The following is a 17425-nucleotide window of genomic DNA, read 5'->3' as shown; positions in this document are numbered from 1 at the left end:
GGAGAGCGGGGCGAGGGCGCGGGCGCCGGCCCGGGTGGCGGCGGCCGCGGCGCGGTGCCGGGCGAGGGTGGCGGGCAGGCCCTCGGCGTCGATCCGGTCCAGGCAGGCCTCGAGCGCGAGCATCTCCAACTGGGCCGGGGCGTGCGGCAGGGCGGTGCGCCCGGCGTCCGTCCAGCGCTCCTTCCAGTCCAGCAGCGAGAGGTACGAGCGGCGCGGCGCGGCCGGGTTGGCGGTGATCCGCTGCCAGGCGCGCGGGCCGACCGCGACCGCCGAGACGCCGGCCGGACCGCCCATCGCCTTCTGCCCGCCGATCACGCACAGGTCGACGCCCCACTCGTCGGTGAGCACCGGCTCGGCCGCCACCGAGGCGACCGCGTCCAGCATCAGCAGGGCGCCGTGCGCGCGGACCACGGCGGCGATCTCCGCGACCGGGTTGGTGTTGCCGGTCGCGGCCTCGGCGTGCACCAGCGAGACGAAGTCGGTCTCCGGGCGGTCCCGCAGTGCCTCGGCGACCTGCCCGGCCGAGACCGCGGTGTCGTACGGGACCGCCAGGTCGGCCACCTCGGCTCCGCAGTCGCGCAGCCAGCCGCCGAAGGTCTGCCCGTAGGGGCCGGTGACGATGTTCAGCGCGGTGGAGCCGGGGTGGGCGGCGCCGCGGATCGCGGCCTCCAGCGGCAGCAGGGCCTCGCCCTGGGTGATGATCACGTCCGCGGAGGTGTGCAGCAGCGCGGCCACCCGGTCCTCGATCGCGGCGAACCGTGCTGCGCTCAGTGGCGGGAGGTCCAGGAACGGGCTCATGGCGACGGCCTTTCGGGTACGGACGGACACCGGGCCAGTCTGCCGCACCGCACCCTGCCGCCGGGCGGAGCGGGCTCGGTAGAGTGCGGCGCATGAGCGACGGTGCGGTGCTGCACATCAGGGGCCGGGTGCTGGTCGGGCCAGAGGAGGTCCGGGACGAGCTGTGGGTGGTCGACGGCCGGGTGACCTTCGACCGGCCGGTGTCCGCGGCGGACGTCCGGACGGTCACCGGCTGGGTGCTGCCGGGCCTGGTGGACGCGCACTGCCACGTCGGCCTGGACGCGCACGGCGCGGTGGACGCGGCGACCAGCGAGAAGCAGGCGCTGACCGACCGGGACGCCGGCACCCTGCTGATCCGGGATGCCGGTTCGGCCGCCGACACCGGGTGGATCGACGACCGCGAGGACCTGCCCAGGATCATCCGGGCCGGCCGGCACATCGCCCGTACCCGCCGCTACATCCGCAACTACGCCCACGAGATCGAGCCGGGCGACCTCGCCGCGTACGTCCGGGCCGAGGCCCGGCGCGGCGACGGCTGGGTGAAGCTGGTCGGCGACTGGATCGACCGGGACCGCGGCGACCTGGCGGCCTGCTGGCCGGGCGACGCGCTGAAGGAGGCGATCGCCGCCGCGCACGAGGAGGGCGCCCGGGTCACCGCGCACTGCTTCGCCGCCGAGTCGCTGCCGGACCTGCTGGCCGCCGGGATCGACTGCATCGAGCACGCCACCGGGCTGACCGAGGAGTTGATCCCGCAGTTCGCCGAGCGGCAGGTGGCGATCGTGCCGACGCTGGTCAACATCGCCACCTTCCCGGGCCTGGCGGCGGGCGGTGAGAGCAAGTTCCCGGCCTGGTCGGCGCACATGCGGCGGCTGCACGAGCGCCGCTACGAGACGGTCGGCGCGGCCCGGGACGCCGGCATCCCGATCTTCGTGGGCACCGATGCGGGCGGCTCGCTGGCGCACGGCCTGGTCGCCGAGGAGACCGCCGAGCTGGTCAAGGCCGGACTGTCGGCCAACGAGGCGCTGGCGGCGGCCAGTTGGCGGGCCCGGGAGTGGCTGGGCCGGGACGGCCTGACCGAGGGTGCCCCGGCCGACCTGGTGGTCTACGACCAGGACCCGCGCGCGGACATCCGGGTGCTGGCCGATCCCCGGCTGGTGGTGCTCCGCGGGCGGATCGTCCGCTGACGTTGGGCCGATAGGGTGGCGGGCATGGCACCGCGTCCCCTCCACGAGATCGTCGAACCCGGCTGGGCCAAGGCCCTGGAGCCCGTCTCCGGGCGGGTGGCCGCCATGGGCGACTTCCTGCGCGCCGAGCTGGCCGCCCGCCGGACCTACCTGCCCGCCGGGCCGAACGTGCTGCGCGCCTTCCAGCAGCCGTTCGACCGGGTCCGGGTGCTGATCGTCGGTCAGGACCCTTACCCGACCCCGGGGCACGCGGTGGGGCTGAGCTTCTCGGTGGCGCCCGAGGTGCGGCCGATCCCGGGCAGCCTGGTCAACATCTTCCAGGAGTACGGGCACGACCTGGGCTTCCCGCCGCCGTCCAACGGCGATCTGACGCCGTGGACCGAGCAGGGCGTGCTGCTGCTCAACCGGGCGCTGACCACCGCGCCCGGCAAGCCGGCCGCGCACCGGGGCAAGGGCTGGGAGGAGGTCACCGAGCAGGCGATCCGGGCGCTGGTGGCGCGCGGCGGCCCGCTGGTGGCGATCCTCTGGGGCCGCGACGCCCGCAACCTGCGGCCGCTGCTCGGGCAGGTGCCGTCGGTGGAGTCCGCGCACCCGAGCCCGATGTCGGCCGACCGCGGCTTCTTCGGCTCCCGGCCGTTCAGCCGGGCCAACGACCTGCTGGTCCGGCAGGGCGCGCAGCCGGTGGACTGGCGCCTGCCGTAGGCCGTGCCCGAGACCGCACCCCTCCCGGACGCTAGGGGAGGGGGATCCGGGTGAGCGGCTTGGCGGGCGTTCCCTTCAGGGCGCCCTCCACCGCGTCGCGCCAGACCGGACCGGCGACGGTGCCGCCCGAGGCGGAGCCGACGTTCTTCCCTCCGATCCGGCGGTTGTTCAGCGAGGCCGGCCGGTCGGTGTCGGCGACGACGGTGGCCGCGGCCAGCTCGGCCGTGTAGCCGACGAACCAGACCTGCTTGGAGCCGTTGGTGGTGCCGGTCTTGCCGGCGCTGTCGCGGTCGTCGAGGCCGGCCGCGGTGCCGGTGCCGTCCTGGACGACACCCCGCAGCAGGGTGGTGAGGGTGTCCGCGGTGGTGGCCGACATCGCCTCCGAGCAGTTGGCCTTCGGCACGGCCAGCGCCTTGCCGTCCGCCGTGGTCACCGAGTCGATCGCGACCGGCCGGCAGTAGGTGCCGTGGGCGGCGAAGGCCGCGTAGGCGCCGGCCATGTCCAGCGGGCTGAGGCTGTTGCTGCCGAGCGCCATGGACGGCACGGCGTCCAGCTTCTGGCCGCCGGCCTGCTGGGAGATGCCCAGCCGGTTGGCGGTCTGCACGACGGTGCACAGGCCGATCTCGCCCTCCAGCGCGGCGAAGTAGGTGTTCACCGACTTCGCCATCGCCGGGCCCATGGTGAACGGTCCGACCTGGTCGCTCTCGTCGTTGTGCACCTCGCCGCTCTGCGGGTAGCGCCCGCCCTCGCAGTTCTTCATGGCCGGCCACGGCATGCTCGCCGGCGCGGGGTACGACTGCGCGGGGGTGCGCCCGCTCTCCAGCGCGGCGGCGGCCACGATCGGCTTGAAGGTCGAGCCGGTGGGGAAGCCGAGCCCGCCGCCCATCGGCTTGCCGACGTTCAGGTTGATCTGGGTCTGGTCGGTGCCCAGCCCGTACGGGCGGCTCTGGCCCATCGCCAGGATCCGGCCGGTGCCGGGCTGCACCACGGTCATCGCCGCGGCGGCCTGGTCGGAGGGGTAGGCGTGGGCGGTGACGGAGGCCTGGACCGCCTGCTGGGCCTTGGGGTCGAGGGTGGTGTGGATCTGCAGGCCGCCGCGGGCCCACCGGGCCTGGCGTTCGGCGGCGGTGGCGCCGAAGGCCGGGTCGGTGGTGAGCAGCTTGTGGACGTAGTCGCAGAAGAAGCCCTCGCCCTGGGCGGCCGTGATGCAGCCCTGCCGGGGCCGGCTGACGGCGAGGGTGACCGGTTCGGCGATGGCGGCGTCGGCCTGGGCGCGGGTGATGCTGCCGTACTCCGCCATCTTGTCGAGCACCGTGTCGCGGCGGGCCTTGGCCGCCTTGGGGTTGACCACCGGGTCGTAGCCGGTGGGGGACTGCACCAGACCGGCCAGCAGGGCGGCCTGGGCGAGGGTGAGGTCGCTCGCGTGGACGCTGAAGTAGCGCTGGGAGGCCGCCTCGATGCCGTACGCCTGCTCACCGAAGAAGGTGATGTTCAGGTAGTCGGTGAGGATCTCGTCCTTGCTGAGGGTCTCCTCCAGCTTGATCGCGTACTTCATCTCCTTGACCTTGCGGCCGAGGGTCTGCGCCTGGGCGGCCTGGACGGCCTGCGGGTCGTCGCCGGCCTGGTCGACGAAGACGTTCTTGACGTACTGCTGGGTCAGGGTGGAGGCGCCCTGGGAGATCTCGCCGCTGGCGGCGTTGCGGTTGACCGCCCGCAGCACGCCCTTCAGGTCGACCGCGCCGTGCTGGTAGAAGCGGTTGTCCTCGATGTCCACCAGCGCGGCCTTCAGGAGCGGGGAGATCCGCTCGCTCGGCACCACGGTGCGGTCCCGCTGGTAGACCGTCGCGATCACCTGGCCGCTCGCGTCGTAGACCGTGGACGCCTGGGAGAGCGGGGGCGTGGTGAAGTCGTCCGGCAGGTCGTCGAAGTCGGAGACGGCCTCCTTCGCGGCCAGTCCGACGCTGCCGACGGCGGGCAGCGCCAGGCCGGCGAGCAGGACGCCCGCGACGGTGCTGACGGCGACCAGCCGGGCGACGAGGGAGGCGGCGTAGGCGGTGCGGCGTATCGAGGAGCGGGATCGTGGCGAGGGCATGGATCCGAGCGTAGACAGAGGAGATGAGACGACGGGCCGGTCGGGGCCGCTGGTTCGTCACAGGACCGCCACAGAATGGGGAGTCGGCCGTTCCGGTGGCTCTTGACGGGCAGTCTCACTCGAACGGGTGAAATGGCTTTCTGTGTTACTCATGTGACTGATCGTTCGATGAGACTGGCGGCAGTCGAGAGCACAAGCCCCTCCCCCCTGGCCGCTGCGGTGTCAGCCCCCACGGGGTGAGCCAGGAGCGCGCTCTGCCACATCCGCCACCCGTGGGGGTACCGCCATGTCCTCAGTCCTGCGCACGGCCGCCGCCGCCGGCCTCGCCGCGTCCGCCCTGACCCTCGCCCTGCCGCTGCCGGCGGCATCCGCGGCGCCGGGCGCCGGCAGCCCCGGCCGGGCCACCGCCGTGACCGCCGAACTCGCCCTGGACGTCCGCCTGCTCGACCAGGTCGACGTACCGGTCGACGTCTCGCTGAACCGGGTGCAGAGCCCCGCGCAGCAGAACGGCTCGGTACTCACCGCCAAGGTCGACGGCGTCGACCAGGGCCGCCCGGTCACCCTGCTCAAGGCGGACCTCGGCAGGTCCGCCACCAGTGCGGACGAGCACGGCGCCGCCGCCTCCGTCCGGCTGGTCGACGCCGACCTGCACGCCCCCGGCCTGCCCGGCACCGCGCTGCTCGGCCTGGAGGCGCTCAGTGCGGAGGTGACCTGTCCCGTCGACGGCCCGCCCACCGCCAAGGTGGTCGCCCCGGCCAAGGTCACGGTGCTCGGCAAGTCGGTCACGGCGGGACTGAACGGGCCGAGCCACGTCGAGGTGCCGGGCGTCGGGGTGGTCGACATCCAGTTCTCCCGGAAGACCACCACCTCCTCGACCGCCGCGGCCTCGGCGCTGGAGGCCACCGTCGACGTCAACCCGCTGAACCTGAACGTCGCCCGGGTGAGCGGCCGGATCACCATCGCCTCGGTCAGCTGCGAGAAGCCGGTCCCGGCGCCCGCCTCGTCCGCCGCACCCGTCCCGTCCGCCTCACCCGCCACCACCGCGGCCCGGCCGGTCCCGGCCCCGGACCGCTCCGAGTCGCTCGCCTCCACCGGCAGCAGCGGCACCCTCCCGGTGCTCGCGGGCGGGGCGACGCTGCTGGTGACGGGCACGGCCGCACTCTGGATGACCCGCCGCCGCCGGGCCCACGCCCGCCGCCACTGAGCCCCGCCGTCCACGGCCGCGTCCGCATCGCGGGACTGGCACTCTCCTACCGTGAGCGTGCCGCTGCGGTCCGTTGGTTCACATGGGCGTTACATAGGAGGAACAACCGGGAAACGGCGGCTTGCGACGCTACGCGGGCACCCACCACCCAAGCAGTGAGGTTCACCGCAATGGCAATCAAGGCCGAGTACATCTGGATCGACGGCACGCAGCCGACCGCCAAGCTCCGTTCCAAGACTCGGATCCTGGCCAACGCGGACAAGCTGCCGACCTGGGGCTTCGACGGCTCGTCGACCAACCAGGCCGAGGGCCACGCCTCGGACCGCGTACTCGAGCCGGTCGCCTCCTTCCCGGACCCGATCCGCGGCGGTGACAACATCCTGGTGCTGTGCGAGGTCAACGAGACCGACGGCACCCCGCACGTCTCCAACACCCGCGCCCTGCTGCGCCCGATCGCCGAGCAGTTCGCCGCCCAGGAGTCGATCTTCGGCATCGAGCAGGAGTACACCTTCTTCAAGGGCTCGCGCCCGCTCGGCTTCCCCGAGGGCGGCTTCCCGGCCCCGCAGGGCGGCTACTACTGCGGCGTCGGCGCCGAGGAGGTCTTCGGCCGCGAGATCGTCGAGCTGCACCTCGACCGCTGCATCGAGGCCGGCCTGGCCATCTGCGGCATCAACGCCGAGGTCATGCCCGGCCAGTGGGAGTTCCAGATCGGCCCGGTCGACGCGCTGACCGTCTCCGACCACCTGTGGGTCGCCCGCTACCTGCTCTACCGCACCGCCGAGGAGTTCGGCATCGACGCCACCCTGGACGCCAAGCCCGTGCGCGGCGACTGGAACGGCGCCGGCGCCCACACCAACTTCTCCACCAAGGCCATGCGTGAGGGCTACGACGCCATCATCACCGCCTGCGAGTCGCTCGGCACCTCGCAGGAGAAGGTCCTGGAGCACGTCAAGCAGTACGGCTTCGGCATCGAGTCCCGCCTGACCGGTCTGCACGAGACCGCCCCGTGGAACGTCTACTCCTACGGCGTCTCCGACCGCGGCGCCTCGGTCCGCATCCCGTGGCAGGTCGAGGTCGAGCAGAAGGGCTACATCGAGGACCGCCGCCCGAACGCCAACGTCGACCCGTACGTGGTGACCCGCCTGCTGGTCAACACCTGCTGCTCCGCCCTGGAGAAGGCCGGCCAGGTCTGATCCGAGGCCCCCAGCGCCCGACGCGCCCGCCGGTCCCCTCCCACACCCGTGGGAAGGGGACCGGCGGGCGCGCGGCCGTGTGCCCCGCCGTCAGCCGGTGCGCCCGCGCGCCGGGCCGGCCGACCCGGACCTTCTCTAGGGTGGCCCCATGGACGACTTCACGCCCGAACAGGTGGCCAGGGGCCGCGCCCTGCGGCGGGCCCAGGTGCCGTGGCTGCTCGGCGGGCGGCTGGCCGGGCTGCTGCTCTCCCTGGTGCTCGGGCTGACCGCCGCCGGGGCCGGGCTGGTGACCGCGGCGGGCGGCCTGTTCGGCGGCTCGCGGACCGCCGAGGTGCTGGCCGGCGCCGCCGCGCTGGTGCTGTTCGGGCAGTTGATCGGTCTGCCCGCCGCCGCCCGGGTCCGGGTGGTGCGCGCCCGCTTCGGACTGGTCACCCAGGGCTGGGGCGGCTGGGTGGTGGACCGGCTGCGCGGCCTGGGCCTGACCCTGCTGCTCGGACTTCCGCTCGCCTACGGGCTGTACGCGCTGACCGACCGGTCGCCGGACCGCTGGTGGGTGCCGGCCGCCGGGGCGGCGGCGCTGCTCACGGTGGCGCTGTCGTTCCTGCACCCGCTGGTGTTCGAGCCGCTGTTCAACCGGTTCACCCCGATGCCGCCCGGCCCGCTGCGCGACGCCCTGCTGGGCCTCGCCGGGCAGGACGGCGTCCGGGTCCGCGAGGTGCTGGTGGCCGACGCCTCCCGCCGCACCACCGCGCTCAACGCCTACGTCTCCGGGTTCGGCGCCACCCGGCGGATCGTCGCGTACGACACGCTGCTGACGGCCGCCGAACCGCGGGAGGTGGAGCTGGTGGTCGCCCATGAACTCGGCCACGTCAAGCACCGCGACGTGCTGACCGGCACCGTGCTCGGCGCGCTCGGCGCGGCGCTGGCGGTGGTGGTGATCGGCCTGCTGACCGGGTGGGGGCCGCTGCTCGACGCGGCCGGGGCGAGCGGCCCGGCCGATCCGCGGTCGCTGCCGCTGATGGCCGCCGTCGCGGCGCTGACCGGCGCCCTGAGCGGGCCGGCGCAGTGCGCGGTGAGCCGCCGCATCGAGGCCAGGGCCGACCTGCACGCGCTCGAACTGACGGCGGACCCGGAGCAGTTCATCGCGATGCAGCGCCGGCTGGCGGTCACCAACAGCTCCGACGTCGACCCGCCCCGGCTGCTGGAACTGCTCTTCGCCACCCACCCCGCCGCGGTCCGGCGGATCGCCGCGGCCCGGACCTGGCAGCGCGCGCGGGCCTGAAACCCGTTGGCGCGGCCGCCGGGTGTGCCGGAGAATCCGGGCACAGCCACCAGGGGGGTCGGTACCGCATGCCAAACGCACCGCAGCCGGGAGCGGGCCCGCGACCGCTGCTGATGCTCGACGTCGACGGGCCGCTCAACCCGTACACGGCGAAGCCGCACCGCCGCCCGGCGGGCTACCTCACCCACCGCGTCAGGCCGGCCTCCTGGATCGCCCGGCAGACCGACCGTTCACCCGGGTACGCCAAGCCGCTGCGGGTGTGGCTGCACCCGGGGCACGGCCCGGCGCTGCTGGCGCTGCCGTACGACCTGGTCTGGGCGACCACCTGGAAGGGCGAGGCCGGCGAGCACCTCGCGCCGCTCCTCGGCCTGCCCGAACTCCCGTACATCGACTGGCCGTCCATGCACCACGGCGACCCGGACGACCTGCACTGGAAGACCCGCCACCTGGTCGCCTGGGCCGCCGGCCGGCCGTTCGCCTGGGTGGACGACGAGCTGACCCCGCGGGACACCGCGTGGATCGCCGCCCACCACCCCGCCCCGGCGCTGACCCTGCTCGTCGACCACCGGACCGGCCTGCAGCCGGCCGACTTCGCGCTGCTCGCCGACTGGGCGGGCACCCTCACCGGGGCCGACGCCCCCGGAGCGGCCGGGTGAACCCGGGCACCGTCCGCTCCCTGCACCGGTACCCGGTCAAGTCGATGCTGGGCGAGGAGATCCCCGAGGCCCTGGTCACCGATCGCGGGCTGCACGGGGACCGGACGCTCGCCCTGCTGGACACCGCCACCGGCCGGATCGCCAGCGCCAAGCAGCCGCGGCGCTGGCAGCGGCTGCTGGCCCACTCCGCCGTCCACACCGGTGCGGGGGTAAGGATCCACGGCCCCGACGGGGAGGTGCTGGACGGGGACGACCCGAAGGCCGGCCGCGCGCTGTCCGAGCGGCTCGGCCGCCCGGTGACGCTGATCGGCAGCCGTCCGCCCGGCGCCGTACTGGAGCGGGCCGTGCCCGATGAGGTGCTGCGGCTCGGCGCCGACGCCGAGGTGGACCACACCGTCCACGCGTTCGGCTCCGCCGCACCGCCCGGCACCTTCTTCGACCACGCCCCGCTGCACCTGCTGACCACCGCGACGCTGGAGGAGATCGCCCGGCTCGCCCCGCGCGGCACCGTCGAGGCCGCCCGCTACCGGCCCAACCTGGTGATCGACACCGGCCCGGCCGAGGGCTTCCCCGAGAACTCCTGGGTCGGCCGGTGCCTGCGGATCGGCCCGCGGCTGCGGATCCGGGTGCTGCTGGCCACCCCGCGCTGCGCGGTGCCGACCCTGGCCCACGGCGTCCTGCCGCGCGACCCCGACGCGCTGCGGGTACCGGCCCGGCACAACCGGATCGAGCCGCTGGCCGGACTCGGCCCGCTGCCGTGCGCCGGGGTGTACGCCGAGGTGCTGCGGCCGGGGCCGGTCAGCCGGGGGGACGCGGTCCGGTTCGACTGACCCCGGCCTGCCCGTCCGCGGCCCGCCCGGTCACCGCCCGGTCACCGCCCGGGTCAGAGCGGCCAGGAACCGGTCGGTGGTGTCCGGGTCGCGGACCGCGATCCGCAGCCAGTCGGGCCCGAGCCCGGGGAAGGTGTCGCCGCGGCGGACGGCGAACCCGTCGGCCCGCAGCCGCTCCCGGACGGCGGCGGCGCCGTCCAGCTCCACCAGCACGAACGAGGCGGCCGGCGCGCCGTGCACCCGTACCCCCGGCACCGACGCCAACCCGCGCAGCAGGTGGTCGCGGTGGGCGGCGGTGGTGACCGCGGCCCGGTCCGCCTCGGCCAGCGCGGCGGGTGCGCTGCAGATCTCGGCGGCGGCCAGCGCGGGCGAGGAGACCGGCCACAGCGGCTGGGCGGCGGCGAGTTCGGCGATCAGCGCGGCCGGGCCGAGCACGTAGCCGATCCGCAGCCCCGCCAGGCCCCAGGTCTTGGTGAGGCTGCGCAGCACCACCAGCCGCCCGGGCAGTCCGCGCACCGCCGCCAGGGACTCCCGCTCGCCCGGGTCGGTGTCCATGAAGGCCTCGTCGACCACCAGGGTCCGTCCGGGCCTGGCCAGCGCGCCCAGCGCGGCGGCCGGATGCAGCACGGAGGTCGGGTTGGTCGGGTTGCCGACCACCACCAGGTCGGCCTGCTCGGGTACGGCGCCGGGCCGTAGCCGGAAGCCGTCCGCGGCGGTGAGCAGCGCCCGGTGCACGGGGTGCCCGGCGTCCCGCAGGGCGGCCTCGGGTTCGGTGAACTGCGGGTGCACCACGACGGCGTGACGCGGCGCCAGTACCCGGGCCAGCAGCACGAAGGCCTCGGCGGCGCCGGCGGTCAGCAGGACCTCCTCGACCGGCCGGCCGTGCCGGGCGGCCACGGCGGCCCGCGCGGCCCGCTGGTCGGGGTAGGCGGCGAGGGCGGTGAGGGTGTCGGCGAGGTGGTCGCGCAGCCACCGCGGCGGTGTGCCGGTACGGACGTTGACGGCCAGGTCGACCAGCCCGGGGGTGCGGACCTCAGCGTCCCCGTGGTGGCGCAGGTCGGGTTCGGCCGGCCCGCCGGGCGCGGCGAGGGCCACCGTGGCCAGGGCCGATCTGCGCTTGGTGACCAGCAGGGTGCCGCCGGAGCCGAGCAGTGCCGCCGCCTCCGCGACGCCCGGGGTGCCGACGGCGGCCAGCGCCGCGGTGGACGGGTGCGGGACCGGCACCCGGGCCAGCTCCTCGGCGGGGTGGCCGGTCAGCGGCACACCGAGTTCGGCGGCGGCCGCGCGCAGGCCGGGCTCGGCGGTGCGCGCGTCCAGGGTGGCGAGCCGGGCGATCTCGTGCCGGGCGCGGCCGGCCTCGGCGAGCACCGAGTCGACCAGGGCGAGGACCTCCGCGCAGCTGACGCCGCGGCGGGCGCCGAGGCCGACGGTCAGTGAGGGTCCCTTCACCGGGTCCGCCCTTCTCGAAAACGACCTGGTCGTCGGCGTCGAAATCCCACCACGGGGGCGACGGGCGGGTCAATCGGCGGGGCTGTGAGCTTCGCCGCGCCCCGGGGTGCCCGGCCGGGCCGGATCTGGCCCGTGCACGACAAATTGGCGGTGAGCGTTCGCCTGTTCTTCATGTCCGGGGCGCGGCCGAGTCCACCGGCTCCCCCCTAGGGTTGCGGCGCTCCAAATCCGCTCGCACGCCCGTCACTTCTGTCCGGAGGACAGTCATGACCGCCGACCAGGCGCCCAAGCGCAACCGTCGCTCCCTCACCGCGCTGGCCGGGGCCGTCGCCCTCGCCGCCACCTCCGCCGGCCTGTGGGCCGCCACCGGTTCGACCGCGCAGGCCGCGGCCCTGCCCGCCCCCGATCACGTGGTCGTCGTGGTGATGGAGAACCACGCCTACACCCAGGTGATCGGCAGCTCCAGCGCCCCCTACCTGAACAACACCCTGAAGGCCGGAGGCGCCAGCCTCACCCAGTCCTACGGCCTCACCCACCCCAGCGAGCCCAACTACTACATGCTGTTCTCGGGCTCCAACCAGGGCCGCACCGACGACGGCTGCGTCGGCGTCGGCTCGATCTCGGCGCCCAACCTGGCCTCCGAGCTGATCGCCGCCGGCAAGTCCTGGGCCAGCTACAACGAGACCCTGCCGAGCCAGGGCTCGACCGTCTGCAGCAGCGGCAAGTACGCGCAGAAGCACAACCCGTGGTTCGGCTTCTCCAACGTGCCGACCAACACCGCCAAGACCATGACGCAGTTCCCGACCGACTACACCACGCTGCCCAAGGTCTCCTTCGTGGTGCCGAACCTGTGCAGCGACATGCACGACTGCTCGGTCTCCACCGGCGACACCTGGATCAAGAACAACCTGGGCGCGTACGCCACCTGGGCCCAGACCCACAACAGCATCCTGGTCGTCACCTTCGACGAGGACAACAAGCTGTCCGGCAACCGCATCCCGACCGTCCTGTACGGCCAGCACGTCACCCCGGGCAGCTCCAGCAGCACCACCTACAACCACTACAACGTGCTGCGCACCCTGGAGGACCTGGCGGGCCTGTCCGCGCACGCGGGCAACGCCGCCTCCGCCTCCGACCTCACCGGCATCTGGAACTGACACCCGTGTACCTCGCGGACTCGCGCAGCGCCAAGCCGGCCCACGCCCCGGGCAGCAGCCCGGGGCGTGGGCCCCGGCCGCCCGGCCCGCCGCCGGGCCGCCGGACGCCCGCCGTGCCCGGCACGGTGGTCGCCCTCGGCGCGGTCAGCCTCATCACCGACATCTCCTCCGAGATGGTCACCGCCGTGCTGCCGCTGTACGTGGTGGCGACGCTCGGCCTGTCCCCGCTCGGCTTCGGCCTGCTGGACGGCATCAACAACGGTGTCGGCGCGATCGTCCGCCTCGCCGGCGGGCACCTCGCCGACCGCGGCGGACGCCGCCACAAGATGGTGGCCGCCGCCGGCTACGGGCTGTCCGCGCTCTGCAAACCGCTGCTGCTGCTCGCCCACAGCCTGCCCCTGATCGGCGCGGTGCTGGCCGTCGACCGCACCGGCAAGGGCCTGCGGACCTCCCCCAGGGACGCGATGATCTCGCTGGCCACCCGGCCCGAGCACCGCGGCCGCGCCTTCGGCGTGCACCGCGCCATGGACACCACCGGCGCCCTGATCGGCCCGCTCGCCGCCTTCGCGGTGCTGCGGTTCGCGGGCGGCCCGGTGTCCGCCGAGAGCGGTGAACGCAGCGGCTACGGCGCGGTGTTCGCGGTCAGCGGCTGCGTCGCGGCGCTCGGCGTGCTGGTCCTGGTGCTCTTCGTCCCGCCACGGATCGCCCGTCCGGCCGACGACGGCGCCGAGGACGTGGCACAGCGCTCCGACCGGGGCGCGCAGCCGCCCCCCGGCCTGCGCGACTCGCTCGCCCTGCTGCGCCGCCCGCAGCTGCGCCGGCTCACCGTGTGCGCGGTCCTGCTGGGCCTGACCACCGTCAGCGACTCCTTCCTGTACCTGCTGCTCCAGCGCGAACTGCACCTGTCCACCGCGCTGTTCCCGCTGCTGCCGCTCGGGACCGCCGCGACCTTCCTGCTGCTGGCGGTGCCGCTGGGGGCGCTGGCCGACCGGATCGGCCGCCGCCGGCTGTTCCTGGCCGGGCACGGCGTCCTGCTGCTCGGCTACGTGCTGATCCTCTCGCCCGTGCGCGGGGCGCCGCTGCTGCCCGTGGTCCTGCTGCTGCACGGCACCTTCTATGCGGCCACCGACGGGGTGCTCGCCGCCGCCACCGCCAATGCGGTGCCCGACGGCCGGCAGGGCGCCGGGCAGGCCCTGGTGGGCACCGGGCAGGCGCTCGCCCGGTTCGCCTGCTCGCTGGCGTTCGGGGCCGCCTGGAGCCTGTGGGGCGGGCGGACCGCGCTGGCGGTCACCGCCGCCGCGCTGGCGGTCGCCGCGGTCGCCGCGACGGCCGTCCTGCGCACCACCGACGACCCGCCGGGCGAGGACCGCACCGCCCACGGCCGCCCGACCGACGAGCGGCCGACCGACGACCGCCCGACCGACGAGCGGCCGACCGACGACCTGGAGCAGCCCGCATGACCCGTACCACCCGTCTGGTGATCCTGCTGGTCGCCGTCCTGCTGCTGGGCGCGACCGGGACCGGGGCCGTGCTGTACGCCGCCGACCGCGCCGACCGGCGCGGCCAGGAGCAGGCGGGTGGCCCGCCGGTGCACACCGGCACCGTCGCGCTGCGGCCCGCGGCGGGCGGCCGGCAGCTGCTGGTCCGCAACCTCGCCTGGGGTCCGCACCGGGACGAGCTCGCCACGGTGCCGGCGGACCGGCCGGACGGGCCGCGCACCGTCTCCGGCGTGAAGTGCCTGCGCTTCCACGCCTCCGCCGGCACCGGGATCTGCCTGCAGGCCGAGCACGGCGCGCTGGAGGACACCTACCGGGCCGTGGTCCTCGACGCCGACCTGCACGAGCTGCGGCACTTCCCGGCGTCCGGCATCCCCACCCGGGCCCGGGTCTCGCCCTCCGGCCACCTGGCCGCCTGGACGGTCTTCGTCAGCGGCGACTCCTACGCGGGCACCGACTTCTCCACCCGCACCGCGATCGTGGACACCCGCAGCTGGGCGCTGGAGGACAACCTGGAGAGCTTCGCCGTCGTCAAGGACGGCAAGCCCTACCAGGCCGGCGACGTCAACATCTGGGGCGTCACCTTCGCCGACGACGACCGCTTCTACGCCACCCTGGCCACCGGCGGCCGGACCTACCTGGTCCAGGGCGACCTCGCCGCCCGTACCCTCACCACCCTGCACCAGAACGTCGAGTGCCCCTCACTGTCGCCCGACGGCACCCGCATCGCCTACAAGAAGCGGGTCGCGGGCGCCTCGCCGGACGCCCCCTGGCGGCTGTACGTGCTCGACCTCGCGACCATGACCGAGACCGCCACCGCCGAGCAGCGCAACATCGACGACCAGGCGCTCTGGTCCGACGCCTCGACGCTGCTCTACGCCCTCCCCGGCGACTACGGTTCCGACCTGTGGACGGTGCCCGCCGACGGCACCGGCGCTGCCGTCCGGCTGATGACCTCGGCCGTCGCCCCGGCGTACCTCGGCTGAGCCGGCCGGGCCGCGGCGGGGCCGTCCCGGCCCGGGATGCCGCGGCCCGGGGCCGGTGCAAGGCTGGAACCGTGCACGTGCGGGGAGCCGTGCCGACGCTCCCGGCGCCGTGCGCCGAACCATCCTCGGGGAACGGCCGTCACCGGGCCGCGGGCTGCGGCTCCCGTGCCATGCCGGGGTGCGGGGTGGGCGCCGGAACGGCCGCCACCATCCGGCGTGCAGTGGAGGCGGACACCATGACCGGGACCAAGGTGCTGAGCGCCTGCGACACCCTGAAACGGCTGGCCGAGGAGGGCAGGCGGGAGATCGCCGCCGAGGAGCGGCAGTTGGACGGACTGCGGGACGAACTCGTCGTCCTGGAGGGTTCACCGGGGACCACCCCGGCCCAGCTCGCGCTGCTCCGGCAGCGGATCGCCGAGCTGGATTCCCGGCTGGAGACCGACCGGATCCAGCAGAGCGCCCTGGAGGAGGAGATCCAGGCCTCCTGCGGGTGACCCCCGACCGTCCCGGTCAGGCCCGGACCGTGACCACCGGCTCGTGCCGGACCGGGAAGTTGACCGAGTTGGCGATGAAGCAGGCCCGGTGGGCGTCCTCGTGCAGGGCGAGCGCACGTTCCGTCATCCCCGCCTCGGCCACCTCGATCCGGGGCCGCAGCACCGCGCCGGTGTAGTGCCCGCCGTCGGCGGTCTCGGCCATCGTGCCCTCGGCCCGGTCCAGGTAGGAGGTGACCACCACGCCGTCGGCCGAGCACAGGTGCAGGTACCAGAGCATGTGGCACTGCGAGAGCGAGGCGAGCAGCAGCTGTTCGGGGTTCCAGCGGGCCGGGTCGCCGCGGAACGCCGGGTCCGAGCTCCCGGGGATGGGCGGCGGGCCGTCCGCGGAGATCTCGTGTGACCGCTGGTAGGCGCGGTAGCCGCTGGTCCCGGTACCGAGGTCGCCGGTCCAGGTCACCGTGGTGGTGTAGGTGTGCACTCCGCTCACCGGAGCCCCCGTCCGATCGGGCGGGCGCACGACGGGTGCCCCGCGGTGCGGCCATTCAAGCACCCGCCCGCACCGCCGCCCCAATGCGGTGGTTCTGTGGACGACCCGTCCGCTATATTCGCGCAGCCGTCGAACACGCCTGTTCGGCGGCCGTCCTGTGCCTGAAGGGGAATGCGCCATTCCGTCCGACCAGAACCAGCCGAGCGGGGCCGACACCACCGAGGCGCCCGGCGACCCGCTCCTCAAGGCGTTCGCGCCGCCGACGGACGCCCCGGCCGAACCCCAGCCGCCGGACCCGTACGGGCCGCACCCGTACGGACCGTACCCGCAGGGACCGCACCCGCAGGGGCCGTACGCCCAGCAGTACCCCGGCTACCCCGGGTGGGGCGGCTGGACCGGGCCGCCGCCGCTCACCGGGTGGAACGGTTTCGCCATCACCTCGCTGGTGCTCGGCATCGTCGGCTTCGGCTGTCTGCTGTGGGTGGGGGCGATCGCGTTCGGCATCGCCGCGCTGAAGGCGCCGCGCCGTCAGCAGCGCGGCCGGGGCATGGCCGTGGCGGGCATCGTGCTGGGCGGCCTCTGGGGCGTGGTGGTCGCGCTGCTGGTGGTCGTCGGGGTGCTCTACGGGAACGACGGCGCCGACCGCGACGCGGACGGCCGGATCAACGGCTCCGGCACGGTGCAGGTGGTCGACCTGCGGCCGGGCGACTGCTACCTGCGGCCGGACCGCCTCGACCAGGCCACCGAGGTGACCGCGGTGCCGTGCTCGACCGCCCACTACGGTGAGGTGTTCGGCGTCGTGGAACTGCCCGACGGCAGCTACCCGGGCGAGACCGAGGTCGAGGACCGGGCGGAGAAGCTCTGCGACGAGCAGCGCGGCCGGTACACGATGGACACCCTGGCCGTGCCGTCCTCCGCCGACGTGTACTACTACTACCCGCGCAAGGCGTCCTGGGACTGGGCCGACGACCACGCGGTGACCTGCGTCTACACCTTCCCGAAGGGGAACCGCACCGGTTCGCTGCGCCGCGACGCGACCAACCTGAACGCGGATCAGATCGCCTACCTGAAGGCCGTGGCCCCGTTCAACGCCGCCACCGACGGCGGCCCGGACGAGGAGGAGGTGGCCGACGATCCGGCCGGCTACCGGGCCTGGGCCGGCCGGCTGGCCGACGCCGCCGACGCCGAGGCGGCGGCGCTGGAGGCGGGCCACTGGGGTCCTGCCGCCAAGCAGCCGGTGGCCGACCTGGTCGCCGGGATCCGGCAGGAGAGCACCCACCTGCGGGCCGCGGCGAACTCCACCGACCCGGACGTCATCGAACGCGAGCTGGACGCCGCCGACGTGTCCGGCGTCTCACGCCGGGCGATGGCGGTCCGCACCGCACTCGACCTGGCCACCACCGCCCTCGGCGGCG

At 74.7% G+C, this 17425-nt stretch carries 16 protein-coding genes; 12 read left to right on the top strand and 4 right to left on the bottom strand.

Annotation, left to right across the window (positions count from 1 at the left end; translation table 11 throughout):
* Window positions 1-798: aminotransferase class V-fold PLP-dependent enzyme (locus AA75_RS11090; protein WP_033819725.1), on the bottom strand; the 798-nt coding region annotated here is incomplete at its 3' end.
* A 92-nt stretch (window positions 799-890) separates the two neighbouring features.
* Here AA75_RS11090 and AA75_RS11085 point away from each other — a divergent pair.
* Complete coding sequence (locus AA75_RS11085) at window positions 891-1982, top strand: amidohydrolase family protein (RefSeq protein ID WP_033819724.1); 1092 nt, start codon at window positions 891-893, stop codon at window positions 1980-1982.
* Between the two features lie 24 nt (window positions 1983-2006).
* Entirely contained in the window at window positions 2007-2684 is a 678-nt protein-coding gene (locus AA75_RS11080) for a uracil-DNA glycosylase (RefSeq protein ID WP_033819723.1), read from the top strand.
* 31 nt (window positions 2685-2715) lie between these two features.
* On the opposite strand, the gene AA75_RS11075 is transcribed toward AA75_RS11080, so the two are convergent.
* The gene (locus AA75_RS11075; RefSeq protein ID WP_051812121.1) at window positions 2716-4776 is read right to left on the bottom strand and encodes a transglycosylase domain-containing protein; all 2061 of its coding nucleotides are present in this window, start codon (window positions 4774-4776) and stop codon (window positions 2716-2718) included.
* Window positions 4777-5062: 286 nt separating this feature from the next.
* On the opposite strand from AA75_RS11075, the gene AA75_RS53665 reads away from it, so the two are divergent.
* The 5 genes from AA75_RS53665 (at window position 5063) to AA75_RS11050 (ending at window position 9941) form a co-directional block, all read left to right on the top strand.
* Window positions 5063-5980: an SCO1860 family LAETG-anchored protein gene (locus AA75_RS53665; protein ID WP_033819722.1), complete on the top strand. Its 918-nt coding sequence runs from the start codon at window positions 5063-5065 to the stop codon at window positions 5978-5980.
* A gap of 170 nt (window positions 5981-6150) precedes the next feature.
* Complete coding sequence (glnII, locus tag AA75_RS11065) at window positions 6151-7173, top strand: glutamine synthetase (RefSeq protein ID WP_033819721.1); 1023 nt, start codon at window positions 6151-6153, stop codon at window positions 7171-7173.
* A gap of 148 nt (window positions 7174-7321) precedes the next feature.
* On the top strand, window positions 7322-8455 hold the full coding sequence (locus AA75_RS11060) for a M48 family metallopeptidase (protein WP_033819720.1): 1134 nt from the start codon (window positions 7322-7324) through the stop codon (window positions 8453-8455).
* A gap of 68 nt (window positions 8456-8523) precedes the next feature.
* Entirely contained in the window at window positions 8524-9111 is a 588-nt protein-coding gene (locus tag AA75_RS11055; protein WP_051812120.1) for a hypothetical protein, read from the top strand.
* On the top strand, window positions 9108-9941 hold the full coding sequence (locus tag AA75_RS11050) for an MOSC domain-containing protein (RefSeq protein ID WP_233288987.1): 834 nt from the start codon (window positions 9108-9110) through the stop codon (window positions 9939-9941). The genes AA75_RS11055 and AA75_RS11050 overlap by 4 nt, the downstream gene beginning before the upstream one ends.
* Before the next feature lie 30 nt (window positions 9942-9971).
* On the opposite strand, the gene cobC is transcribed toward AA75_RS11050, so the two are convergent.
* Window positions 9972-11390: an Rv2231c family pyridoxal phosphate-dependent protein CobC gene (gene cobC / locus AA75_RS11045; RefSeq protein ID WP_082526410.1), complete on the bottom strand. Its 1419-nt coding sequence runs from the start codon at window positions 11388-11390 to the stop codon at window positions 9972-9974.
* Window positions 11391-11656: 266 nt separating this feature from the next.
* On the opposite strand from cobC, the gene AA75_RS11040 reads away from it, so the two are divergent.
* From AA75_RS11040 to AA75_RS11025, 4 genes are all read left to right on the top strand, one after another.
* Window positions 11657-12547: an alkaline phosphatase family protein gene (locus AA75_RS11040; protein WP_033819718.1), complete on the top strand. Its 891-nt coding sequence runs from the start codon at window positions 11657-11659 to the stop codon at window positions 12545-12547.
* A 113-nt stretch (window positions 12548-12660) separates the two neighbouring features.
* Window positions 12661-14007: an MFS transporter gene (locus AA75_RS11035; protein WP_233288986.1), complete on the top strand. Its 1347-nt coding sequence runs from the start codon at window positions 12661-12663 to the stop codon at window positions 14005-14007.
* A complete protein-coding gene (locus tag AA75_RS11030) occupies window positions 14004-15029 on the top strand; it encodes a hypothetical protein (protein ID WP_033819717.1) in 1026 nt (341 codons plus the stop codon). Before AA75_RS11035 ends, AA75_RS11030 begins: the two co-directional genes overlap by 4 nt.
* Window positions 15030-15265: 236 nt before the next feature.
* Window positions 15266-15523, top strand: coding sequence for a hypothetical protein (locus tag AA75_RS11025; protein WP_033819716.1), 258 nt, complete (start codon window positions 15266-15268; stop codon window positions 15521-15523).
* Window positions 15524-15539: 16 nt separating this feature from the next.
* On the opposite strand, the gene AA75_RS11020 is transcribed toward AA75_RS11025, so the two are convergent.
* Window positions 15540-16010 (bottom strand): OsmC family protein, encoded by a 471-nt coding sequence (locus AA75_RS11020; RefSeq protein WP_033819715.1) that lies wholly within the window; start codon window positions 16008-16010, stop codon window positions 15540-15542.
* A gap of 157 nt (window positions 16011-16167) precedes the next feature.
* Between AA75_RS11020 and AA75_RS11015 the strand changes: the two genes are divergently transcribed.
* The coding region (locus AA75_RS11015; protein WP_051812119.1) for a DUF4190 domain-containing protein at window positions 16168-17425 on the top strand (1258 nt) is incomplete at its 3' end.

Origin of the sequence: Kitasatospora sp. MBT63, assembly GCF_000710465.2 — a bacterium.
In the GTDB taxonomy this organism is placed as follows: Bacteria; Actinomycetota; Actinomycetes; order Streptomycetales; family Streptomycetaceae; genus Kitasatospora.
This window is presented reverse-complemented; position numbering and strand designations above follow the sequence as displayed.

Bases quoted from the DNA above. Each gene is read 5' to 3' on its own strand.
- AA75_RS11085 (WP_033819724.1), top strand. From the start codon at position 891: ATGAGCGACGGTGCGGTGCTGCACATCAGGGGCCGGGTGCTGGTCGGG.
- AA75_RS11080 (WP_033819723.1), top strand. From the start codon at position 2,007: ATGGCACCGCGTCCCCTCCACGAGATCGTCGAACCCGGCTGGGCCAAG.
- AA75_RS11075 (WP_051812121.1), bottom strand. From the start codon at position 4,776: ATGCCCTCGCCACGATCCCGCTCCTCGATACGCCGCACCGCCTACGCC.
- AA75_RS53665 (WP_033819722.1), top strand. From the start codon at position 5,063: ATGTCCTCAGTCCTGCGCACGGCCGCCGCCGCCGGCCTCGCCGCGTCC.
- glnII (WP_033819721.1), top strand. From the start codon at position 6,151: ATGGCAATCAAGGCCGAGTACATCTGGATCGACGGCACGCAGCCGACC.
- AA75_RS11060 (WP_033819720.1), top strand. From the start codon at position 7,322: ATGGACGACTTCACGCCCGAACAGGTGGCCAGGGGCCGCGCCCTGCGG.
- AA75_RS11055 (WP_051812120.1), top strand. From the start codon at position 8,524: ATGCCAAACGCACCGCAGCCGGGAGCGGGCCCGCGACCGCTGCTGATG.
- AA75_RS11040 (WP_033819718.1), top strand. From the start codon at position 11,657: ATGACCGCCGACCAGGCGCCCAAGCGCAACCGTCGCTCCCTCACCGCG.
- AA75_RS11030 (WP_033819717.1), top strand. From the start codon at position 14,004: ATGACCCGTACCACCCGTCTGGTGATCCTGCTGGTCGCCGTCCTGCTG.
- AA75_RS11025 (WP_033819716.1), top strand. From the start codon at position 15,266: ATGACCGGGACCAAGGTGCTGAGCGCCTGCGACACCCTGAAACGGCTG.